Origin of the sequence: Rudaeicoccus suwonensis (assembly GCF_007829035.1) — a bacterium.
GTDB classification, from domain to species: domain Bacteria; phylum Actinomycetota; class Actinomycetes; order Actinomycetales; family Dermatophilaceae; genus Rudaeicoccus; species Rudaeicoccus suwonensis.
In genome coordinates, this window is sequence record NZ_VIVQ01000001.1 from 1082662 (window position 1) to 1104535 (window position 21874).

Genomic DNA, 21874 nt, shown 5'->3' on the forward strand with positions numbered 1-21874 from the left:
GGGACCTGCGCGGCGCAATACCATCGAGGTCATCATGAGCACGCCTACCGCATCGCCCGCCACGTCCCCTCGTCTCCGTGTCGCACCGTCACCCACCGGTGACCCGCACGTCGGCACCGCCTACATGTCGATGTTCGACGTCGCCTTCGCTCACAAGCACGGCGGCAAGTTCATCGTGCGCATCGAGGACACCGACCGCACCCGGTTGGTCGAGGGTGCCGAACAGCAGGTATACGACACGCTGTCCTGGCTGGATCTGCAGTGGGACGAAGGCCCCGACAAGGGTGGCCCGTATGCGCCCTACCGGCAGTCGGACCGGCTTGCGACATACAAGCCGTATGTCGATCGTCTCCTGGCCGACGGCCACGCCTACCTGTGCTGGTGTTCCACCGAGCGGCTGTCGCAGATGCGCGAGATGCAGCAGAAGACCAAGCAGCCGACCGGCTATGACCGGATGTGCCTGGGCAAGACCCGCGAGCAGCGTGCGGAACTTCCCGGGTTCACCGAGACGCCCGTCGTGCGGATGCACATCCCCGACGACGTCGACCTCACCTGGGACGACCTGGTCATGGGCGCCTCCAGCGCGCCGCGGCCGGACGACCAGGTGATCCTCAAGGCGGACGGCTTCCCGACCTACCACCTGGCCGTGGTCGTCGACGACCACGAGATGGGCATCACCCACGTCGTGCGCGGGCAGGACTGGATGTCCAGCACGCCCAAGCAACTGCTGCTCTACACGTGGCTCGATCTGCCGACGCCGCGGTTCGCGCACATGCCGCAGCTGCTTGAGGCCAGTAAGAAGAAGATCTCCAAGCGCCGGAATCCGTGGGCCCGGCTGACGTGGTTCCAGGAGAACGGCTACCTGCCTGAGGCGTTGCTGAACTTCCTTGCGTTGCAGTGCTATCCGCCGATCGTCGAGGCGGACGGCAGCGAGCGAGAGATCTTCACCTTCGCCGAGTTCACCCAGCGTTTCGAGTGGGCGCACGTCAAGCGCGCGGGCGCGATCTTCAACCTCGACAAGCTCAACTGGCTCAATGGGCACTACATCCGCGAGTTGGCTGTCGGCGATCTGACCGACCGCCTGCTGCCCTTCCTGCAGCGCGACGGGGTGCTGCCGGCGGAGCCGTCGGCGGAGCAGGTCGAGCGCTTCGCCCAGATCGTCCCGTTGGTGCAGACCCGCATCAATCTGCTCACCGAGGCGACCGCGCTCGTCGCGCCGTTCTTCCTCCCCGACGATGCCCTGCCGATCGCTGATGACGCGCGGGCGCAGCTGAAGGATGGCGCCGCTGAGGTGCTCGACGCCGCGATCGGCGCTCTGGAGTCGCTGGGGGAGTCCGACTGGACTGCCGCCGGTCTCGAGGAAGCGCTGCGCGCTGCCATCGTCGACGGGCTCGGCATCAAGCCACGCCTGGCCTTCGGGCCGCTGCGCACCGCGGTGTCCGGGCAACGCATCTCGCCGCCGCTGTTCGAGTCGATGGAGATCATCGGCAAGGGGTCCACGCTTGCTCGCCTCGCCGCGCTGCGGACCTCCCTTGGCGACGGACAAGCCTGAGCAGCAAGGGATTTCGGTATGCCGATCCGCGCTGTGCTCCTCGACATCGACGACACGCTGCTCGACACGACGACGGCGATGGTCGAGGCCGGTGCCATCGCGATGGCCGCTGTCTGGCCCGACGAGGATCCCGCCTGGCGTTTGACGGCCTCCCGCCGATTCCGATCCGACCCGGGTCGTTTCTTCGCGCGGTTCACCCGTGGCGAACTCGACTTCGAGCGGATGCGCCGGCTGCGGCTTGAGGAGGTTGCGCTGGCCACCGGTCGGGTGCTGCCGGCCGACGGGCATGCGTCATACGAGCGCGCCTACGGGCCGGCGTTCGCGGCATCCCAGCGGCTGTATGACGACGTGCTGCCCTTCCTCGCGCGATGCTCGGCTGAGGGCATCGCGGTGGCTGCCCTGACCAACTCTTCACAGAGCGCGACCGACCCGAAACTGCAGGCGACCGGCCTGGTCGGCCGGCTCGGACCGGTCGTCACGCGCGACACCCTGGGGTTCGGCAAGCCGGACCCGCGAGTGTTCGCGCGCGCATGTGACCTCGTCGAGGTGGCGCCGGGCGAAACGGCATACGTGGGCGACGAATTCGAGGCCGACGTGCTCGGATCGATGGCAGCGGGGCTTGCGCCGGTATGGCTGCGCAGACCGCGGTCAGGTGAGAACGCACACGTGCCCGATGGCGGTGTGCCCGACCTGGCGGCGCCCGCCGGAGTGCCCGTGATCGCGAGCCTGACCGAGCTCGAACTCGAGCGGATCCCGTCGCGCGAGGACGATGCCTGACCCCGCCGCACGAGATGTCGGCGTTTGTCGGCGCCTGGATGCCGGACGCGCACGAGATGTCGGCATTTGTCGTCGCCTGGATGCCGGACGCACACGAGATGTCGGCATTTGTCGTCGCCTGGACGCCGGACACGCACGAGATGTCGGCATTGGTCGCTTCCGCTGGGGTGGTTCCGACGAAAAGGGACATCTCGTGGCAGGAGTTTGCGATAAGGATCGACATCTCGTGGCATCGGCGTGCTGTTGTGGCGTCAGGCTCCGTGCTTCTGTTGGCCGCACGCACACGGGATGTCGGCATTGGTCGTCGCCTGGATGCCGGACGCGCACGAGATGTCGGCATTGGTCGCTCGCAGCCTGCCTGACCCTGCGCGCGACTCGGGCGAGGCCGCCGAGTGCCGAGGTTGGCGTCGGCAGCCCCACGATTTGGGCGGAACGCGTGCTGCCGGTAAGGTTTCTCCTCGGTTCACCGAACGTCTCGGCCTTGTGGTTGCAGATCCGGTGATACCCCCATGGGGTATGGTGTAATTGGCAGCACGACTGATTCTGGTTCAGTTAGTCTAGGTTCGAGTCCTGGTACCCCAGCCATCGGCGAGTGATCGCCGATTCGGCGGATCATCCGGGTGACCGGTAATGTTCTGCCAGCCGCGGCCCCGTTGTGTAGCGGCCTAGCACGCCGCCCTCTCAAGGCGGTAGCGCGGGTTCGAATCCCGTCGGGGCTACGTTCGGAACGGCCTCCCACCTGCAACATTGCAGGTGGGAGGCCGTTCTTTCGCGCCCGGGGCGCGGTCACTCGTGCTCTGGTGGCGTTGCGCGCGACATGGCCGGACTCGTGTCGCGGTGGCGGCCCTTCGTGTGGCGGTGAATTGGCGGGACGATGGCAGTCCGTCGATCGGACGTGCGCGATTCGAGCGCCATACAATCGGCTTCGACGACCGTGATGATCGCGAACCGCCCCGGCCCTGACTCCGGCGCCCCGGCTGAAATGAGGACCCGTGACCGACACTGCCGATCGTTCGCCGCGGTGGGCGATGCTGATGCAGTTGCTCGCCGAGCGCGGTCGACTATCCGTGGTGGAGGTCTGTGAACAGCTCGACGTCTCACCGGCAACCGTCCGCCGTGATTTCAACGAACTGGCCGCTCAGCAACTGGCCACGCGCGTGCACGGCGGTGTCGTGGCGACCGCGGTGGCCTACGAGTTGCCCGCGCGATACCGCTCTGCCGGCAAGGACGCTGCCAAGCAACAGATCGCCGAACGTGCCTCGGTCCTGGTCGAACCCGGCATGGTCGTCGGCTTCAACGGCGGCACGACGACAACAGCGGTGGCACGGGCGGTGGCTGCCCGACCCGACCTGGCCGATCACCGGCAACAACCCGCGCTGACCGCTGTCACCAACGCACTCAACATCGCCGTCGAGCTCGTGCTGCGCCCGGTGGTGCGTACCGTCGGCCTCGGCGGCGTCGCTCGGCCGGAGTCCTACGAGCAGACCGGTCCGATCACCGAGAACGCCGTCGATCAGATGTGGTTCGACCTGCTGATCCTCGGGGTCGACGGCTTCGATGCCGCCACCGGTGCCACCTGCCGCCATCCGGAGGAAGCCAGCATCAATGCCCGGATGGTCGCGCGGGCCGAGCGAGTCGTCGTCGTCGCGACCGCGGAGAAGATCGGCCGGGCGACGTTTTCCCGGATTTGCACGGCCGAGCGCGTGCAGACTCTGGTCACTGATGCGGCAGCCGAGCACCCGGCCGTGGTGGCCCTGTCCGAGGCCGGAGTCGACGTCGCCTCGGTGATCGCTTCATCGGCCGACTGAACGCACCAGATCGACGCCGGACGGGCCGGTATGCCGCAGCCTCAGCTGTCGTGCAGCATCTGCAGCAGTCGTGCAGTCTCGTCCTCCACCGCGTCGCGTGCCGCACCGAGGTACTTACGCGTGTCGACCACGCCGGGTTCACGGTCGAGATACTCGCGCACCGCGCCGGTGAACACCGTGTTGAGGTGGGTCGCGATGTTGACTTTCGTCATCCCGGAGCGGACGGCATCGACCAGTCCGGCGTCGGGCACCCCCGACGACCCATGCAGCACGAGCGGCACGTCGACGGCCGCGCGCAACCGGGTGATGAGCTCCAGATCGAGCGTCGCGTCGCGAGTGGTCATCGCGTGTGAGGAGCCCACGGCCACGGCCAGGGCGTCGACGCCGGTGTCAGCGACGAACCGCGCCGCTTGTGCCGGGTCGGTCCGTGCGCCGGGCGCATGCACGCCGTCCTTGCCGCCCACCTCACCGAGTTCGGCCTCGATGCTGACTCCCGCGTCGTGGCAGCGCCGGGCGACCTCGGCGGTGACCGCGCGATTGCGGTCGTCGGGAAGCTTCGAAGCGTCGAACATGACTGAGGTGAAACCGAGTTCGAGGGCTTCATGGACCAATGGCGGCGACTCCGCGTGATCGAGATGCAGCACGCAGATCGCGTCCGATGCCGCCGCGACGGCGTGAGTCGCGAGCGCGATGGGAGCAAGTGCGCCGTGGTACTTCGCGGCGTTCTCACTGATCTGCAGGACCACGGGCAACCCGGTGCGTTCAGCCGCTCGCACCAGCGCTTCGGCGTGCTCAAGTTGTATGACGTTGAACGCTCCCACGCCGACACCGGCATCGCGTGCCGCCATCAGGACCGGGCGAAGCGGGCTGAGGGTCATGAGAACTCCTTGAGGTGGACGGAGGCAAGCAGTCGTTCGACGTCCGCTGGATCGACCTCACCGGCAGTGGGTTGCAGCACGGCCGCGGCCGACCAGGCGATCGCGGCGCGGAGCAGGTCGGCACTCGACCACCCGCCGTCGATGCCGGCGCACACGGCCGCTGCCGCCGCGTCACCGGCACCGGTCGGGTTGCCGCTCAGCGTGTGGTCGAGGAAGGCGTGCAGGTGACCGCCGTCTTCGGGGAACAGGTGGATGCCGGCTGCGCCGTCGGAGACCACGACGGTCCGCGCTCCGGCATCGCGCAGGGAGGCCACCCCGTCGCTCATGGTCTGCTGACCGGTGGTGGTTGCCAGTTCGCTGCGATTGGGTTTGACCACATCGGGACGGGCCGGCAGGGCATCTGTCAGGGGGGCGCCGGTGGCATCCAGCACCACTGGGATTCCTCGTGATTCGGCGATCTCAACGATTCGCCGGTAGCAGTGCCCATCCATGCCGGTGGGCAGGCTGCCGCAGAGCGCGAGCACCCGTGGTGGACGGGAGTCCAGCAGGTGCGTCACGTCAGTCACCAGGGCGTCGACGACGCCCGTGTCCTGGAGCGCACCGGGCTCATTGAAGACGGTGGCGTCGCCGGATTCATCCACGATCGTGACGGTGCGCCGTGACTCGCCTCGCAGTGGCGACAGGTGACGGGGCAACCCGCGTCGGTCGAGGTCGTGCTCGATCTGTGTGCCGGTCTGACCACCCGCGCAGCCGGCGACGACCACCTCGCATCCCATCGCCGCCGCGGCCGATGCCAGATTGATGCCCTTGCCGCCCGCGCGTTGCCACACCTGTCGCACCCGGTGGCTGGCGTGCACCCGCAGCTCCGGTATGCCGTAGGTGATGTCGAGCGCGGCGTTCGCGGTGACGGTGAGGATCATCCGGCATCCCAGGCGAGGCACGCTGCGCCATACGACCCGGCCCGGTCGCCGAGTCGGGCGGTGACGATCTGCGGGCGCCGCTGGAAGGTCACCAGCTCCTCGACCTTGCTGCGCACCGGTGTCAGCAGCACGTCACCGGACTGCGCGAGGCCACCGCCGACGATGACCAGCTCGGAGCCGAGCAGGGTGACGGCCGCGGTGAGGCCCTTCGCCAAAGCCGTTGTGGCAGTTGCCCATACAGCCGTTGCAGTCTCGTCGGTGCCGTCGGCGACGGCTTGCGCGATGGAGGCCGCGGTCGTAGCGCGACCGGTTGCCGCCCGGTAGTTGCGCACGACAGCGGATGCCGATGCAAGCGTCTCCAGGCAGCCTGTCTGTCCGCAGGCGCAGCGCGGTCCGGCCGGGTCGATGACCAGATGGCCGAATTCTCCGGCCCACCCACCGGCGGTCAGGACGTGGCCGTCGACCATCGCGGCGCCGGCGATGCCTGTGCCGACGGGTGCGAAGAGCACGTTTTGCTGACCCGTGGCGGCGCCGAGCCGGTGTTCGGCGAGCAGGCCGGCCCGCACGTCGTGGCCGACCACTGTGCGTAGCCCGAGGTCGCGGTGCACCAACTCGCGGATCGGCAGATCGCGCCAGCCGAGGTTGACCGCGACGACGCCCCGGCCGGTGTGCTCCTCGACGATGCCTGGGACCACGATGCCGATCGCGGCCACGTCGCTGTCCGGAGCCTGCTGCGACAGGGCGGCGATCGCATGGCGCACAGCGCCCGCGACATCGCTCGCGATGTCTGCGGGAGTGGGCGTCGTCAACTCGGCCAGCACCCGGTAATCGGCATCGATCAAGCTCGCCTTGATGCGAGTGCCGCCGATGTCGATCGCGGCGACGACCGCGGTGCCCGGCATCGTCAGGCGGGCTGCACGGTCAGGATCACCGACCGGGTCAGGTGCCGGGGATTGTCGGGGTCGAGGTCGAGGGCGCGAGCCTTGAACAGGCACAGCCGGTGGACACGGACCAGATCGGCGAGTGGGTCGATGTCGCGATGCTCGAAGTGGGCGCCTGTCGCTTCGACCTGGGCCGCCAGACCGTCGGGCACGACGCCGAACGCCCACACCGCGCGACCGGAGCTCGCGATGGCGACAGGGCCATGGCGGTATTCCATGGCCGGGTAGGACTCGCTCCAGAACTGCGCGGACTCCCGCAGCTTCAGGGCGGCTTCCGTGGCGATCCCGACAGTCCAGCCGGTGCCCACGAAGGTCACCTGTTCGGCATCGGCGAGTCCGTTCAGCGCCTGGGTTTCGTCCTCGGCGAGAACGGCTCTCGCTTCGGCGACGGCCTGCGAAAGGTCCTCGCCGAGGGACGCCCTCAGCAGCGCGAGCGCCGAGGTGGCGAAGCGCGTCTGCACGACAGACTTCTCGTCTGCCTCCGGCAGCAACACCACCTCGTGAGCGAGTTCGGTGACCGGTGTGCCACCGGTTGCGACGATCGCGGTCGTGCGCACGTCGCGCCGGCGTGCGGCGGTGAGCAGATCGATGACCTCGGTCGTCGTGCCGGACCGGCTGATGGCCAGGAGGTGGTCGTAGTCGCGCCCGGCGGGAAACTCGCTGGCGGCGAAGGCATCCGTCTCGCCGTATCCGCGCTGCTCGCGCAGCACCGCATACGCCTGAGCCATGAAGTACGACGTCCCGCAGCCGACGACGGCGACGCGAGCGCCGCGTGCGGGCAGCATCGGTGCCAGCTCCTGCAGTCGCCCGAGCACCGCCTGCCAGGTGTCCGGTTCGCTGAGCACCTCGGAGCGGAGGTGGCTGTGGGGATTGAAGGGCATACGGCGACCTGACTGCTCGATGTTTGATTGGTTGTGATTGTTTGATAATCATACAGATCAAAATCAATCTCAGTGTGCGTTGAGCCTACTGCCGTGCGCAACCGGCTCTCGCGGCTGCCGGCAGCGGGTCACGGCCTGCGCGGAGTGCCGCCCGAGGTGATGTGACGTTGCGCCAGCCGCCGGAAGGTGAGGATGAGCGGGTCGGTCAGCAGGGTCCCGATGACGACCTGCCGGACGGCTTGGGCGGCGTCGGCCGGCACCGTGGCCAGATCGGTGACGGCGAGGTGCTCGGCGGCGTCGGCATACTCCTCGAGGGTGGCCTGCCCCTGTGATTCGATGCCGGAGGCGACCAACACGCGTATTTGCTCCCCGAGCAGCTCGACCAGCGGATCGTCATCGGTCATCGGCCACCCTCGGTCAGCAACGAACTGACGGGCGACAGCAGTCCAAGCCGGGTCCGGTGCTGCCGGGCAGGCGGGGGTGATCGCCGACTGTGCCGCGGCGAGCAAGTCGTAACGCTGCGACGGAGGTTCGTCCAGCGTCTCCAGCACCTGGCGCACGCGGGCCAGGCTCAGATGGGCGGATTCGATCAGTGCTCGGATCAGCCGCACGCGCTCGGCGTGGCTCTCGTCGTACGTCGCCTGCGTGCGACTGGTCACGTCGCCGGAGTGCAGGAGCCCTTCGCGCAGATAGAACTTCAGTGTCGCGACGGGCAGGTCCGTAACCCGCGACAGTTCCGACATACGCACCGTGTCAGTCTCGCAGGCTGGACCGGCGCAGGCCAGCAAGAACTCAGACCGAACGAATTTCCTTGTCGCGTAACGACATATCCGAACGCTCGTGCTGGCTATTCTCCGATGCATGGACACTGCCACCCGTCAGGAAGCGACTCGCATCCTCGACGCAGGTGCCGCGGAGATCTTCGCGGTCCTGTGCGACCCGGCCGGTCATGTCGAGATCGACAGCTCGGGAATGTTGCAGGACTTCACCGGTGGGCCGGTGTCGGCCGTCGGCGACAGCTTCGTGGTGCACATGGATCGCGAGGCACTCGGTGACCTGCCGATGGGTCGGTATGACGTGACCGTCACCATCGAGACCTTCGAGCCGGATGCCGAGATCTCGTGGTCCATCCTGGGCACCGTGCGGCCTGGCATCGGACACCGCTACGGCTACACCCTGTCCGACACCGACGGCGGCACGCTCGTCACGTCGTTCTGCGACTGGTCCAACGCTCGCTCGGACATGGTGGCAATCTTCCCAGTGGTCCCGCAGAGCGCTCTGCGGGCCACGCTGGGAATCCTCGACCGGGTCGTGCGAGCCCGACGAATCCGCTGACATCGAGGCGTGCAACGCCTGGCCGGCCGGTTGCGGCACCGGCCGGCCGGCATACGTCAGGCTGGGCGGTCCGTCGGCTGATCCGACTGCTGCCGCTGCTGCTGGCTCGCGGCGTGTGCCCGGGCCAGCACCTCGGTGAGTTTGTTCGCGCCCGCGACCACGGTGCCCGCATGCAGGCGCCCCGGCTGCCGCGAGATGCGTTCGATCGGGCCGGAGATCGAGACGGCAGCGATCACCCGGCCGGACGGGCTGCGCACCGGCGCGGACACCGATGCCACACCCGGTTCGCGCTCGCCGACACTCTGCGCCCACCCGCGGCGGCGGACCGCGGACAACATGGTCGCGGTGAACTTGGCACCGTGCAGGCCGCGGTGCAGCCGGTCCGGCTCTTCCCATGCCATCAGGATCTGCGCGGCCGAACCCGCCTGCATGGACAACGTCGCCCCGATCGGAATCGAGTCGCGCAGACCCATCGGCCGGTCCGCCGCGGCGACGCAGATGCGCTGGTCGCCCTGCCGGCGGAACAACTGGGCGCTCTCACCGCAGTGGTCCCGCAGCCGGCCCAGCACCGGACCTGCTGCCGCGAGCAGACGGTCCTCGCCGGCCGCGGATGCAAGCTCGGCCAGGCGTGGGCCGAGGACGAATCGGCCCTGCAGGTCACGTGCCACGAGGCGGTGGTGTTCGAGCGCGACCGCAAGGCGGTGGGCGGTCGGACGCGCCAGTCCGGTGTGCGCCACCAGTTGCGCGAGAGTGGAGGGTCCGGCTTCCAGTGCCGAGAGCACGACCGCGGCCTTGTCGAGAACGCCGACCCCGCTAGAGTTGTCCATGTACTGATATTGCAGTCTCACTGCGCGAGACGCAAGTCTAAAGTGGGGCATGTTTCGCAGAACCGGTCCCTGATCGGACCACGCGAGACGTCCGACTGCCGCGGTGAACAGCCGTGCAGGTGATGACGAAGAGTCAGGAACAAGGAGGCAGATCGTGGGTCGCACGCTGGCGGAGAAGGTGTGGGAGCAGCACGTCGTGCGGCGGGCGGACGGCGAACCCGACCTGCTCTACATCGACCTGCACCTGCTGCACGAGGTCACCAGCCCCCAGGCGTTCGACGGACTCCGCCTTGCCGGGCGTCCCGTCCGCCGGGTCGATCTCACCCTGGCGACCGAGGACCACAACGTTCCGACCACGGCGGGTCCGATCACCGACGTCGTGAGCCGTACCCAGGTCGAGACGCTGCGCAAGAACTGCGCCGAGTTCGGCGTGCGGCTCTTCCCGATGGGCGACGCCGAACAGGGCATCGTCCACATCATCGGCCCACAATTGGGGCTGACTCAGCCCGGTATGACGATCGTCTGCGGTGACAGCCACACCTCCACGCACGGCGCGTTCGGCGCGCTGGCCTTCGGCATCGGCACCAGTGAGGTCGAGCACGTGCTCGCGACCCAGACGCTGCCGCTGAAACCGTTCAAGACGATGGCGATCAACGTCGACGGCGCCCTGCCCGAGGGTGTCACGGCAAAGGACATCATCCTGGCCGTCATCGCCGAGATCGGCACCGGCGGTGGTCAGGGTTACGTGCTCGAATACCGCGGCGAGGCGATCCGTGCGCTGTCGATGGAAGCGCGAATGACGGTGTGCAACATGTCGATCGAGGCCGGCGCCCGCGCCGGCATGATCGCGCCTGACCTGACGACCTTCGACTACCTGCAGGGTCGCGAGCATGCTCCTGCCGGGTCCGACTGGGACGACGCCGTCGCCGCGTGGTCGGAGTTGAAGTCCGACGACGATGCCACCTTCGACGCAGAGGTCCACCTCGACGCATCGCAACTGTCGCCCTACGTCACATGGGGCACCAACCCGGGTCAGGGGCTGCCCCTGTCGTCTCTCGTGCCCGACCCGGAGTCCTTCGGCGACGAGGGTGAGCGCGCTTCGGCACAACGCGCCATCGACTACATGGGGTTGACTCCCGGCACTCCGCTGCGCGACATCGGTGTCGACACGGTCTTCCTCGGGTCTTGCACCAACGGGCGGATCGAGGATCTGCGTGCCGCGGCCGAGATCGTCAAGGGTCACAAGGTCGCCGGCGGCGTGCGCATGCTCGTGGTGCCGGGATCGGCGAAGGTGCGTCTGCAGGCCGAGGCGGAGGGCTTGGACAAGGTCTTCTCCGAAGCCGGCGCCGAGTGGCGTCTGGCGGGTTGTTCGATGTGCCTCGGGATGAATCCCGACCAACTGGCCCCGGGGGAGCGCAGCGCCTCCACCTCCAACCGCAACTTCGAAGGGCGACAGGGCAAGGGCGGTCGTACCCACTTGGTGAGCCCACTGGTCGCCGCGGCGACCGCCATCCGCGGGACGTTGTCCAGCCCGTCCGACCTGACCTCGACCACCCGCTGAAACAAGCACGCCGACAAGGAGATTCACCGATGGAGAAATTCACCACCCACACCGGTGTCGGAGTGCCGCTGCGTCGCAGCAATGTCGACACCGACCAGATCATTCCCGCCGTTTACCTCAAGCGGGTGACCCGCACCGGATTCGAGGACGGCTTGTTCTCCGCCTGGCGCAATGACGAGACGTTCGTCCTCAACAACCCGACGTATGCCGCGGGGTCGGTGCTGGTCGCAGGTCCCGACTTCGGCACGGGCTCGTCTCGCGAGCACGCGGTTTGGGCGCTGCTGGACTACGGCTTCCGGGTCGTGTTGTCGTCGCGGTTCGCGGACATCTTCCGGGGCAACTCCGGCAAGGCCGGCCTGCTGACCGCGCAACTGCGTCAGGAGGACATCGAGCTCCTGTGGAAGTTGCTCGACAACGAGCCCGGCCTGCAGATCACGGTCGACCTGGGCGAGCGGACCGTCACCGCGCGTGAGCACGTCTTCGCCTTCGAGGTCGACGACTACACGCGCTGGCGCCTGCTCGAGGGTCTGGACGACGTGAGTCTGACTCTGCGACACGCTGACGAGATCACGACTTTCGAATCCTCCCGTCCCGCATGGAAACCCACGGTGCAGACCGTCTGACGAGCTGTATGACGAGCACTTGTCCTCCCGCTACTGGCGCGAATGTGCCTGATAATCAATGCAATTGGTGAAATTTCATAGAGTGCCAACGTTGATTCCGAGAAGGAAGTCCCGACTGCGGGCTGTTGTCGTAACCCGGTGAAATCGCCCAAACGCGTTGTCGTTGCGGCGAATTGATCTGCGTGGCAGGTTGCCGAAGTGGCCCATCAGGCATAGCGTCTGTCTCGATTGAGTTGACAACTCGGTCGATTTCGCAAACCGCAGCCCGGCGCGATGCCGGCCGCGCACCTTTTGAAGGGGACAACACCCATGAACAAGGCAGAGCTCATCGAGAGCCTTGAGACCAGGCTCGGCAGCAAGAAGGCTGCAAGCGACGCTCTCGAGGCTGTGGTGGATGCCATCATCCGCGAAGTTGCCAAGGGCAACAAGGTCGGCATTACCGGATTCGGCACGTTCGAGAAGATCACCCGTGCGGCACGCACCGGGCGCAACCCGCGCACCGGCACGACCGTTCGCATCAAGAAGACCGCTGTGCCGAAGTTCAAGCCCGGTACTGCGTTCAAGGGTGTCGTCGCCGACCCGCGGTCGCTGCCCAAGACCGGCAATGCTGGTGGCCGTGCCTCGAGCGCCGCTGCTCCGGCAGCGAAGAAGACCACCGCCAAGAAGACCACCGCCAAGAAGGCCACTCCGGCTAAGACCGCTGCCAAGAAGACCACCACCGCAGCCGCCAAGAAGGCGACTCCGGCGAAGAAGGCGGCACCGGTCAAGGCCGCCGCCAAGAAGACCACCGCGGCAGCGGCGAAGAAGACCACGGCGGCCAAGACCACGACCGCCAAGAAGACCACGGCCGCCAAGAAGGCACCGGCCAAGCGCACCGCCAAGCGCTGAGGCTGCCTTTCTCGGATACGGAGACGGCCCGTCCACCATTGCGGTGGACGGGCCGTCCTCGTGCATGCACGTGTGGTGCAGTGAGTCACCGAATCCGTTGTGCCGGGCCGATTCCGGTGATCCAAAGACGGCTCACACCGGAGCCGTCGACTTCGATACTGACCCGCTGACCCACCCGCAGATGCCGCAGCTGAGAGGCTGCGAAGACCGCATGGCTGAACCGCAGTTCGCGGCCGTTGTCGGTGAGGACGGAACCGTCGCCGCCGTCGAAGTCGAAGGTGTGGACTGTCGCTTGCACGGACTCGAGCCTAATCCGGTGTCGAGCGACGGTGCAGGTCAGACCGTCGCCGAGCAGGCGGACAGCACCCGTTGGGTGCGCGGGCCGACGCCGAGATCGACGGCGGCCCGCAGCGAGGCATCGTCGTCGACATCGGTGCGTAGCCTGGGCAGATCGATCTCGAGCACGGTGGCGCCACGAGCGTGCCGCGCAGCCGAGCCGGTGCCGAAGCTGGGGCGCAACCGGGCGGCATCGTGGTGTGCCAGCAGCACGGTGCCGGTGCCGTCGTGATCGGGCACGATCGCGGATTCCGTTGCGGCGCAAGCGCGCAGGCCGTCATACAACGCGTCTTCGTCGAGAGCCGGCAGGTCGCCGAGCAGCACACCACCGGGGAGGCCGGGAGTGTGGCGAACCACCTGGTCGATGCCCGCGGTGATCGCCGCGTTGAGCCCGCGACCCGGATCGGCGATCAGCCGAACGCCCTCGTCGACGAGCTCTGAACGGACCTGCGGGTCACTGGTCACCACGACGACCTGATCGGCGGGCACGACACGTAGGACGACCTCGAGGGTGTCGAGCGCGAACGCCAGCGCCAGATCGGCGCGCCGCACGCCGGGGGGCGGCTGCAGACGGGACTTGGCCTGCTGACTGTCTTTGACCGGAACGACGAGATGCCAGGTCGAGGTGGCTGGAAGTGGCACGTGATGATGGTGTCAGATCTGCCGGTTGTGGGTGCCGCCGGTTCGGAAAACGTGACCCGCCCGTCGCCGTGGGCTTAGATGATCCAGCGACCGTCAGATCGAAGGAGTGGCAGTGCCCCGCCCAGCAATGACCGAAACAATCGAGCCAACATACTCACGCGTCATCACTGCGCTCTACCCCGTGCTGCAGCGGATCACCGTGCGGGAGTGGAGCGGCCTGGAGAACGTGCCGAAGACCGGCGGTTTCGTGGCGGCCTGCAATCACACCTCCAACATGGACCATTTCCCGCTCGCGCACTTCCTTGTCGAGGCAGGCCGGGCGCCGCACTACCTGGCCAAGGACTCGCTGTTCAAACCGCCGGGAGTCAAACAGATCATGTACGGCTGCGGCCAGATCCCCGTCTACCGAGGCACTTCGCGGGCGACCAGCGCCCTGTCGGCGGCCAAGGAGGCGCTGCAACGAGGTGCCTGCGTGTGCATCTACCCCGAGGGCACCATCACCCGCGAGCCGGACTTCTGGCCGATGACCGGCAAGACCGGCGCTGCGCGGCTGGCGCTCGAGACCGGTGTGCCGTTGTTGCCGATCGCGATGTGGGGCACTCGCGACATCATGTGGCCCTATCGCGACAAACTGCCGAAACTGTTGCCGGCCAAACTTGTTCAGGTGTCGGCCGGCCCGCCGGTCGACCTTGACGACCTGCGCGACCAGCCGATCACGGCGACGACCTTGCGCACGGCAACGACCCGGTTGATGGATCAGATCACCGGACTGCTGGAGGACGTGCGCGGCATACCTGCGCCCGCCGAACGCTTCGACCCGCGCGGTCATGCCGCCGATCCGACTCGCGGCGGGAAGACCGCGTGACGGTCGCGGCTGTCATCGGCAGCGGCAACTGGGGCACGGCATACGCGGCGGTTCTCGCCGACGCGGGCTGCACCGTGCGCATCGCCGCCCGTCGAGACAGCATCGCCGCCGAGATCAACGACCGGCACACGAATGCGGGTTACCTGCCGCAACTGCGTCTACCGGACACGGTGTCGGCCACGACCTCGGTGGCGGAGGCGCTCGACGGCGCCTCGATCGCGGTGCTGGCGGTGCCGTCGCAGAGCCTGCGCGACAACCTGACCGTATGGCGCGACCTGATCCCGTCGGATGCCGCTGTCGTGTCGCTGATGAAAGGCATCGAGTTGCGGACCGGCAAGCGGATGAGTGAGGTGATCGAGGAGGTCGCCGGGATCGGCCACGACCGTGTGGTGGTGGTCTCGGGTCCGAATCTCGCGCACGAGATCGCCGCGCGGCAGCCCGCGGCCGCAGTCGTCGCCTCGAGCAGCGCACGGATGCGCTCGCGGGTTGCGGAGGCCTGCGCCACCGGCTACTTCCGTCCGTACCTGGGCACGGATGTGATCGGCACCGAGATCGCCGGAGCGACCAAGAACGTCATTGCGCTTGCCGTCGGCATCGCAGCCGGCATGGGCATGGGCGACAACACGATGGCCAGTCTGCTGACGCGCGGTCTCGCCGAAACAGCTCGGCTGGGAACGGCTTTGGGTGCTGACCCCCAGACCTTCATCGGCCTGGCAGGCGTGGGTGACCTGGTGGCGACTTGTGCCTCCCCGCTGTCGCGCAATCGCACCTTCGGGTACCGCCTCGGCACAGGTATGGCGCTGGAGGAGGTCATCGCGGTGACCGATCAAACCGCTGAAGGCGTCAAATCCTGCGAGTCGATCCTGCAACTGGCGCGCAGCGTCGAGGTGGATGTGCCGATCGTGGAGAACGTCGCTGCCGTCGTGCACGACGGACGCTCCCCCCGGGACGTGCTCGAGGCGCTGATGTCACGTGCCCGCAAGCACGAGGGAGCCTGAGCGGGCGACGTCATCAGGCACCGGGCCGTTTTCGACGCGCGGCGTGGGGCATTCCCCGCCGCGCGGTGGTCACCGTCACTCGGGGAGTGCGCGTCGCGGTCAGCCGCGCAATGCCTGGTCGATATCTGCCCACAGGTCCTCGACGGCCTCGATGCCGACCGACAGACGCACGAGTTCGACCGGCACCGACTCCGGCTCGGCGGCGTGCCGGCGCCGTCGCTCCAGCGTCGACTCCACGCCCCCGAGGCTCGTCGCCGGCAGCCAGACCTGTACCCGCTGCTCAAGAGCTTCGGCAGCGGCCTGACCGCCGACGGTCTCCAGGCACACGATGGCGCCGCGACCCGGATAACGCACGCGAGCGACAGCCGGATGCTCCTTGAGACGTCGCGCCAGTTCGACGGCGTTCTCGCAGGCCCGCTCCAACCGCAGGTGCAGGGTGCGCATGCCGCGCAACGCCAGCCACGCCTCGTGTGGGCCGGGAATCGCCCCGTGCAGGGTGCGGTGGGTCAGTAGCGTGGCATACAGCTGTTCGTCTGCGGTGATCGTCGCGCCGAGCACCACGTCGGAGTGGCCGGCGAGATATTTGGTGACCGAGTGCAGCACGACGTCGGCACCCAACTGCAGCGGCTGCAACAGCAGCGGGGTGTTGAAGGTGTTGTCGACGACGGTGCGCACCCCGGCCTTGCCCGCTGCTGCGAAAAGCGTTGGCAGATCCGCGATTTCGAGCATCGGATTGGTGGGGGACTCGATCCACAGCACGTCCGCCGACGGCAGCGCGGCCAGCACCGCTGCTGTGTCGGCGGGGTCGACGCGCACGGCGCGCAGCGCGCCACGTCGCTCCAGCAGATCGACGAGGGCGCCGGTGCCGTTGTAACTGTGGTGCGGCAGCACCACCGTGCCGCCCGGAGGAGTCAGCGCGAGGCAGGCGCTGACTGCAGCCATACCGCTGGCGAAGCTCAGCGCGCGGCCGCCCTCTAGATCTCCCAGGGTGTCCTCCAGCACCTCCCACGTGCGATTGGAAAACCGGCCGTATGCCGGGGTGCCGCCTGCGACATACGTCGAACTCAGCTCGATGCCAGGGCCGACGGCAGCACCCGGGCTGCGATCGGGTCGACCCATGCCGACGAGGCGGGTGGCGGGGGAGGAGCGGTGCTGGTCCGACATGCCGCCACCATGGCACGCCGGGAACGCCGGGACCCGGGCTGCCCGGCAACTGGGCATTAGGCTCACTTCGGTGAGCACTCCGAGCCCGTCCGAAGAGTCCGGTGAGACCGGCCGAAAGCCCGTTGTCGCAATTGTTTTCGGTGGACGTTCCAGCGAACACGCGGTGTCGTGCTCGACCGCGGCGAGTGTGCTCGCGGCCATCGACCGTGACCGTTTCGATGTGGTGCCGATCGGCATCTCCCGAGAGGGTCGCTGGGTGCTGATGGCCGACGATCCGGCGCCGTTGCGACTCACATCGGGTCACACGCCCAGCGTCGAGGGTGAGACGGCAGCGCTGATCTCCGCCGACCCCTCGACGCGAGAAGTCATCATCTCCCCACCTGGCGAAGCCCCGCGTGTGCTGACCGAGGTCGACGTGGTGCTGCCACTGTTGCACGGGCCGTTCGGTGAGGACGGCACCCTGCAGGGGCTGCTCGAACTCGGCGACGTGCGGTATGTCGGATCAGGGGTCGCGGCGTCCGCAGTGATGATGGACAAAGCTCTGATGAAACTGGTCTTCGCCTCAGCAGGTCTGCCCATAGGGCGTTATGTCGTGATCACCGACAAAGAATGGCGCCGGGACAAGGCGACCTGCCTGGATGCGGCGGTGCCACTTGGTCTGCCGGTCTTCGTCAAGCCGGCCCGGGCCGGGTCGAGCGTCGGTGTCGTCAAGGTCGATGACCCGGCCGAGCTGGAGGCGGCCATCGAGCGGGCACGGCTCAGCGATCCGAAGGTGCTGGTGGAAGCCGCGATCGCGGGGCGAGAGGTCGAGTGCGGTGTGCTCGAGGGCCATGATGCCGAGGCACCCCGCGCCAGCGCGATCGGTGAGATCACGGTGACCGGTGATCGGCATACGTTCTATGACTTCGAGGCCAAATATCTCGACGACGACGCACGGCTGACCTGCCCGGCGCAGCTGCCCGAAGAGGATGCCGACGAAATCCGGGAGCTGTCGGTAAAGGCTTTTGAGGCTGCCGGTTGTGAGGGCTTGGCACGGGTCGACTGGTTCTACGAGCCCGGCGGCCAACTGGTGCTGAACGAGATCAACACGATGCCCGGCTTCACGCCCTCGTCGATGTTCCCGCGGGTGTGGGCGGAGACCGGGCTCGACTACAGCGAGCTCATCACCGAGCTCATCGAATTGGCACTGAACCGGCGCGTCGGCCTGCGGTAGCTGCTGTCGCAGTCGTCGCAGGCCGACGCGCCGAGATCGTCGTCGTGCTGTCAGGCCTTCGGCGGCTCCGGTTCTCCGACCACCGCGCCCGCTTCGTAGGCCTCGCCGATCACGCCGCTGTGCGGACGCTTCGAGGAGCCGACCACGTTGAACAAGATGTTCAGCACGAAGACCACCAGCACGGTCGAGGTGATCGCTGACCCGAAGATGATCTGGAAGTCCTTCGGGAACTGCTGGTAGAACGTCGGAGCCACAGTCGGGATCAGCCCGAACGACAGCGAGATCGCCACGATGAGCAGGTTGTGGTTGTTCTCGAAGTCGACCTTGTGCAGGGTGCGTATGCCGATCGACGTCACCATCGCGAACATCACCGTCGCAGCGCCGCCGATCACCGGCCCGGGCAGGTCGGACACCACCGCGCCGACCTTGGGCACCAGTCCCAGCAGCAGGAGGGCGACGCCGCAGACGGTGACCACCCAGCGCGAGCGCACCTTCGTCATACCGATCAGACCGACGTTCTCGGCGTACGCGGTGTCGGGGAAGGAATTCATGAACCCGGCGAGCAGCGCCGACAGGCCGTCGGTGCTCAGGCCGCGAGCGAGATCGCTGGGCGACAGCTCCCGGTCGGTCATCTCGGCCACGGCCAACATGTCAGCTGTCGACTCGACGTAGGTCACCATGATCACGATGCACATCGAGATGATCGCTGCTGCAGCGAATTTCGGCGGTCCGAAGTGGAACGGTTCGGCGATGCCGAACCACTTCGCCGAAGCGACGTCCGGGAACTTCAGCAGTCCCATCGGCCAAGCCACGAGTGAGCCCAGGATGATCGAGATGAGTGTCGAGGTCTGTCCGATGAAGCCGGTGAAGAACCGGCTGATCAGCACGATGAACAACACGACGAGTGCGGCCAGACCGATGTGCGAGGGCTGGCCGAAGTCCTTGGTGCCGGTGTCGCCCGCGATGAGCGAGACGTCGGCGCCGATGAGGGACAGTCCGATGATGGTGATGACCGTTCCGGTCACCAGTGGCGGGAAGAATCGCAGCACCATGGAGAACGGTTTGGCGATGATGAGTCCGAAGACACCCGAGACGAGCATCGCCCCGTAGACATACTGCAGACCGTTCCGGCCACCGCCGTACTGGTTGGCGATGATGATCATCGGGTTGACGACGGTGAACGTCGCACCCGCGACGACCGGCAATCGGACACCGAAGATCTTTCCGATGCCGACCGACTGGATGATCGTGGCGATGCCCGAGATGAGCAGATCGGCACTGACCAGGATCGCGATGTCCGGACCCTTGAGGCCGACGGCCGGTCCCACGATGAGGGGGACCGCGACGGCCCCGGCATACATGATGAACAGGTGCTGGAGGCCCAGCACCAACAGACGAGGTGCTGGCAGCACCTCGTCCACTGGATGTGTTGTGGATGATTTTTCAGCGGCTGGTGCGCTCATGTCCGACCCTCTCGACGGTGGGGACGATCAGCGCAGACTAGAGCCGCGGAGGGGTCGAACGTAAGAGAAATGGAAAAGAAATTTCGCATGCCGGTACTTTGCGGGTGCCGGAGGGGTCGCGTGGACGTAATTGATGGGGGTGTCGGTTGGGTGAAGAGCGCCGCCCGAACGCCTGTTGTCGGGACTGTGCCGTGCCCCGGCCGCGTGGGGCAGTGCAGAGCGTGCGCGGGGGTGTCGGCGCGCGAAACTGCGTCACACGCGCCGGTGGCGGCGGCTGTCGGCGCGCGGGAAACTGCGCGAGCTGAGTCAGCTGCAGTGTCCGGCGTTCTGCGGGATCTGACCCGCCGCCGCAGCGAAGGCGGCGAGTCCCCACGCGGCGTACTTCGTGGGGATGAGCACCTCGATGGCGGGGGAGCGCCCGAAGGTCACGAAACGTGTGCCGTCATCCAGGGGTGAACTGACCCAGTCGATGCCGTTGGTCTGCAGACATCCGGCCGCGGTCGGTGCGGGAGTTCCGACGCCGCAGCGGGCGATGATGGCCGGGTTGCCCCACGCCCGCACGGTGGGCGAGGAGACCGACACCTTCCGTGCAGTCTGGCTCGACACCGTGACCGGCCAATGTGCAGAAGCCTTGGCGCACAACGGATTCGAGGAGTAAGCGGCGACCGACACCTTCACGGTGCCGGCGCCCGAACCGCACCCGGAGAGCGCCAGCGCCATACCTGGTATGACGGCCGCTGCCGCGGCGCGCCTGCCGCGACGCACTACGGGTGGACCACCGTGCAGGTGAGCGTGCGCATGATGCCGGGCACGTCCTGGATCTTGGCGATGACCAGAGTGCCGAGTTCGTCCAGTGTGGGCGCCTCGGCCTGTGCGATGACGTCGTAGGGGCCCGTCACGTCGTCGGAGGAGATGACCCCGCTGACGTCGCGGACCGCAGCAGCCACGGCTGTCGCCTTGCCGAGATCGGCCTGGATGAGGATGTACGCCTGGACCATGCGCTGCCTTCCCTTGCGGAGAACTGCGTGAATGAACCTGCTCGACGAACCACATGTGACACCGTGATGGTGGCCGCATGTCGTCGCCGCCGAACCCGGTGCAGACGCTACCGTGCAGGGCTGACCGTGACGGCCGCGAGGGTAGGAGCACCGATGAGCGCCGCAGACGAACCCGCCACCCTCGGGGACATCAACGAGGATGGGCTCCTGGCGGGCATTTTCCCCGGCCTGCCGACGAGCGACCGTGTGCTGATCGGCCCGGGTGACGACGCGGCACTGCTGCAGGTGCGCACCGGGGCGACGCTGGCCACCACGGACACCATGGTGCTGAATCGCGACTGGCGCGACGAGTGGTCCACCGGATACGACGTCGGCCACAAGCTGGTCACTCAGAACGTCGCCGATGTCGCAGCGATGGGCGGCCGGTGCACCGGACTGCTGGTGACACTCGTGGCGGATGCCGCGACGTCACTCACCTGGGTTCGCGCGTTCAACGACGGACTCTGCCAGGCAGCGGTGGACGCAGGAACGGCCGTGCTCGGCGGCGACCTGTCCTCGGCACCTGTCGGTGTGCGAATGGTGTCGATCACCGCTCTCGGCGAGTTCGAGGCCGGCGTGTCGCCGGTGCGCCGAAGTGGTGCCCGGGTCGGTGACGTGGTCGCCGTGAGCGGTGGTCTGGGCCGTGCCGCAGCAGGGTTGCTGCTGTTGCAAAGGGGTCGTGAGCAGGACGCCCCACACCTGGTCGATTTCCAGCGCCGGCCGGTCACCGACTATGCCCAGGGTCCGGCCGCCGCGCGCAGCGGCGCGACCGCGATGCTCGACATCTCCGACGGCCTCGTGCGCGACGCCGGCCGGATCGCGGCTGCCAGCGGCGTCTTGCTCGCCATCGACGACGCGGTCTTGCGATCCGACGTCGACGACCTTGCGCCATACGTCGGGGATCAGGCACGCCAGTGCGTTCTCGCCGGCGGCGAGGAACACACGCTGCTGGCCACATTTCCATCGCAGAGCGTGCCCGCCGGGTGGCGTGTGATCGGTTCCGTCGAAGCCGGGTCCGGAGTGACAGTTGGTGGCGAACAGCACTCAGGTGGCGGATGGGATCACTTTTCCGCCTGAAACGATCACAATCGGTCGTTCGTTCGTGTTTTCTCGAGTTGTAGTCTGGGAAAATCTTGTGTTCCCCGTCACGCCGATTTCGGTCGGC

General features: G+C 67.4%; 24 protein-coding genes and 2 tRNA genes. 14 read left to right on the top strand and 12 right to left on the bottom strand.

Annotation, left to right across the window (positions count from 1 at the left end):
• The first annotated feature begins 34 nt into the window (after window positions 1-34).
• The 6 genes from gltX to BKA23_RS04950 all read left to right on the top strand — a co-directional run bounded on the left by gltX (window position 35) and on the right by BKA23_RS04950 (window position 4137).
• Window positions 35-1552 carry a glutamate--tRNA ligase gene (gene gltX / locus BKA23_RS04925; protein ID WP_145226024.1) on the top strand — a complete coding sequence of 506 codons (1518 nt, stop codon included), beginning with the start codon at window positions 35-37 and terminating at the stop codon, window positions 1550-1552.
• An 18-nt stretch (window positions 1553-1570) separates the two neighbouring features.
• Complete coding sequence (locus tag BKA23_RS04930; protein ID WP_145226026.1) at window positions 1571-2329, top strand: HAD family hydrolase; 759 nt, start codon at window positions 1571-1573, stop codon at window positions 2327-2329.
• A 14-nt stretch (window positions 2330-2343) separates the two neighbouring features.
• Entirely contained in the window at window positions 2344-2691 is a 348-nt protein-coding gene (locus BKA23_RS04935; RefSeq protein ID WP_145226028.1) for a hypothetical protein, read from the top strand.
• A gap of 148 nt (window positions 2692-2839) precedes the next feature.
• Window positions 2840-2914, top strand: a tRNA-Gln gene (locus tag BKA23_RS04940).
• Between the two features lie 61 nt (window positions 2915-2975).
• Window positions 2976-3048: transfer RNA gene (locus BKA23_RS04945), tRNA-Glu, on the top strand.
• A gap of 273 nt (window positions 3049-3321) precedes the next feature.
• A complete protein-coding gene (locus BKA23_RS04950) occupies window positions 3322-4137 on the top strand; it encodes a DeoR/GlpR family DNA-binding transcription regulator (protein WP_246104456.1) in 816 nt (271 codons plus the stop codon).
• Window positions 4138-4178: 41 nt separating this feature from the next.
• Here BKA23_RS04950 and BKA23_RS04955 read toward each other — a convergent pair whose 3' ends face one another.
• The 5 genes from BKA23_RS04955 to BKA23_RS04975 all read right to left on the bottom strand — a co-directional run bounded on the left by BKA23_RS04955 (window position 4179) and on the right by BKA23_RS04975 (window position 8500).
• On the bottom strand, window positions 4179-5015 hold the full coding sequence (locus BKA23_RS04955) for a class II fructose-bisphosphate aldolase (protein WP_145226030.1): 837 nt from the start codon (window positions 5013-5015) through the stop codon (window positions 4179-4181).
• Window positions 5012-5935: a 1-phosphofructokinase family hexose kinase gene (locus BKA23_RS04960; RefSeq protein WP_145226032.1), complete on the bottom strand. Its 924-nt coding sequence runs from the start codon at window positions 5933-5935 to the stop codon at window positions 5012-5014. Before BKA23_RS04960 ends, BKA23_RS04955 begins: the two co-directional genes overlap by 4 nt.
• Window positions 5932-6837 carry an ROK family protein gene (locus BKA23_RS04965; RefSeq protein ID WP_145226034.1) on the bottom strand — a complete coding sequence of 302 codons (906 nt, stop codon included), beginning with the start codon at window positions 6835-6837 and terminating at the stop codon, window positions 5932-5934. Before BKA23_RS04965 ends, BKA23_RS04960 begins: the two co-directional genes overlap by 4 nt.
• 2 nt (window positions 6838-6839) lie before the next feature.
• Complete coding sequence (locus tag BKA23_RS04970) at window positions 6840-7757, bottom strand: SIS domain-containing protein (RefSeq protein WP_145226036.1); 918 nt, start codon at window positions 7755-7757, stop codon at window positions 6840-6842.
• A 128-nt stretch (window positions 7758-7885) separates the two neighbouring features.
• The gene (locus tag BKA23_RS04975) at window positions 7886-8500 is read right to left on the bottom strand and encodes a MerR family transcriptional regulator (protein WP_246104598.1); all 615 of its coding nucleotides are present in this window, start codon (window positions 8498-8500) and stop codon (window positions 7886-7888) included.
• 118 nt (window positions 8501-8618) lie between these two features.
• Here BKA23_RS04975 and BKA23_RS04980 point away from each other — a divergent pair, with 118 nt between their 5' ends.
• Window positions 8619-9092, top strand: a complete 474-nt coding sequence (locus tag BKA23_RS04980) for an SRPBCC family protein (RefSeq protein ID WP_145226040.1) — start codon at window positions 8619-8621, stop codon at window positions 9090-9092.
• A gap of 56 nt (window positions 9093-9148) precedes the next feature.
• Here the strand turns inward: BKA23_RS04980 and BKA23_RS04985 are convergent, their stop codons facing one another.
• Window positions 9149-9919 (bottom strand): IclR family transcriptional regulator, encoded by a 771-nt coding sequence (locus BKA23_RS04985; RefSeq protein WP_145226042.1) that lies wholly within the window; start codon window positions 9917-9919, stop codon window positions 9149-9151.
• A gap of 154 nt (window positions 9920-10073) precedes the next feature.
• On the opposite strand from BKA23_RS04985, the gene leuC reads away from it, so the two are divergent.
• The 3 genes from leuC to BKA23_RS05000 all read left to right on the top strand — a co-directional run bounded on the left by leuC (window position 10074) and on the right by BKA23_RS05000 (window position 12991).
• Window positions 10074-11480: a 3-isopropylmalate dehydratase large subunit gene (gene leuC, locus BKA23_RS04990; protein ID WP_145226044.1), complete on the top strand. Its 1407-nt coding sequence runs from the start codon at window positions 10074-10076 to the stop codon at window positions 11478-11480.
• 29 nt (window positions 11481-11509) lie between these two features.
• A complete protein-coding gene (gene leuD, locus BKA23_RS04995) occupies window positions 11510-12103 on the top strand; it encodes a 3-isopropylmalate dehydratase small subunit (RefSeq protein WP_145226046.1) in 594 nt (197 codons plus the stop codon).
• Between the two features lie 309 nt (window positions 12104-12412).
• The gene (locus tag BKA23_RS05000; protein ID WP_145226048.1) at window positions 12413-12991 is read left to right on the top strand and encodes an HU family DNA-binding protein; all 579 of its coding nucleotides are present in this window, start codon (window positions 12413-12415) and stop codon (window positions 12989-12991) included.
• 85 nt (window positions 12992-13076) lie between these two features.
• On the opposite strand, the gene BKA23_RS05005 is transcribed toward BKA23_RS05000, so the two are convergent.
• Both BKA23_RS05005 and cofC read right to left on the bottom strand, forming a co-directional pair.
• Window positions 13077-13289, bottom strand: a complete 213-nt coding sequence (locus BKA23_RS05005; protein WP_145226050.1) for a hypothetical protein — start codon at window positions 13287-13289, stop codon at window positions 13077-13079.
• A gap of 38 nt (window positions 13290-13327) precedes the next feature.
• Window positions 13328-13969 carry a 2-phospho-L-lactate guanylyltransferase gene (gene cofC / locus BKA23_RS05010; RefSeq protein WP_145226052.1) on the bottom strand — a complete coding sequence of 214 codons (642 nt, stop codon included), beginning with the start codon at window positions 13967-13969 and terminating at the stop codon, window positions 13328-13330.
• 112 nt (window positions 13970-14081) lie between these two features.
• On the opposite strand from cofC, the gene BKA23_RS05015 reads away from it, so the two are divergent.
• A complete protein-coding gene (locus BKA23_RS05015; RefSeq protein WP_145226054.1) occupies window positions 14082-14834 on the top strand; it encodes a lysophospholipid acyltransferase family protein in 753 nt (250 codons plus the stop codon).
• Window positions 14831-15832 carry an NAD(P)H-dependent glycerol-3-phosphate dehydrogenase gene (locus BKA23_RS05020; protein ID WP_145226056.1) on the top strand — a complete coding sequence of 334 codons (1002 nt, stop codon included), beginning with the start codon at window positions 14831-14833 and terminating at the stop codon, window positions 15830-15832. The genes BKA23_RS05015 and BKA23_RS05020 overlap by 4 nt, the downstream gene beginning before the upstream one ends.
• A 99-nt stretch (window positions 15833-15931) precedes the next feature.
• Here the strand turns inward: BKA23_RS05020 and BKA23_RS05025 are convergent, their stop codons facing one another.
• Window positions 15932-16996 (bottom strand): trans-sulfuration enzyme family protein, encoded by a 1065-nt coding sequence (locus tag BKA23_RS05025; RefSeq protein ID WP_145226058.1) that lies wholly within the window; start codon window positions 16994-16996, stop codon window positions 15932-15934.
• 70 nt (window positions 16997-17066) lie between these two features.
• Here BKA23_RS05025 and BKA23_RS05030 point away from each other — a divergent pair, with 70 nt between their 5' ends.
• The gene (locus BKA23_RS05030; RefSeq protein WP_246104457.1) at window positions 17067-18209 is read left to right on the top strand and encodes a D-alanine--D-alanine ligase family protein; all 1143 of its coding nucleotides are present in this window, start codon (window positions 17067-17069) and stop codon (window positions 18207-18209) included.
• Between the two features lie 50 nt (window positions 18210-18259).
• Here the strand turns inward: BKA23_RS05030 and BKA23_RS05035 are convergent, their stop codons facing one another.
• From BKA23_RS05035 to BKA23_RS05045, 3 genes are all read right to left on the bottom strand, one after another.
• Window positions 18260-19672, bottom strand: coding sequence for a nucleobase:cation symporter-2 family protein (locus tag BKA23_RS05035; RefSeq protein WP_145226063.1), 1413 nt, complete (start codon window positions 19670-19672; stop codon window positions 18260-18262).
• Between the two features lie 306 nt (window positions 19673-19978).
• A complete protein-coding gene (locus BKA23_RS05040) occupies window positions 19979-20437 on the bottom strand; it encodes a DUF3515 family protein (RefSeq protein WP_246104458.1) in 459 nt (152 codons plus the stop codon).
• Window positions 20437-20670 (bottom strand): Lrp/AsnC ligand binding domain-containing protein, encoded by a 234-nt coding sequence (locus BKA23_RS05045; RefSeq protein WP_145226065.1) that lies wholly within the window; start codon window positions 20668-20670, stop codon window positions 20437-20439. The genes BKA23_RS05040 and BKA23_RS05045 overlap by 1 nt, the downstream gene beginning before the upstream one ends.
• 153 nt (window positions 20671-20823) lie before the next feature.
• Here BKA23_RS05045 and thiL point away from each other — a divergent pair, with 153 nt between their 5' ends.
• Window positions 20824-21786, top strand: a complete 963-nt coding sequence (gene thiL, locus BKA23_RS05050) for a thiamine-phosphate kinase (protein WP_145226068.1) — start codon at window positions 20824-20826, stop codon at window positions 21784-21786.
• Window positions 21787-21874: the final 88 nt, after the last annotated feature.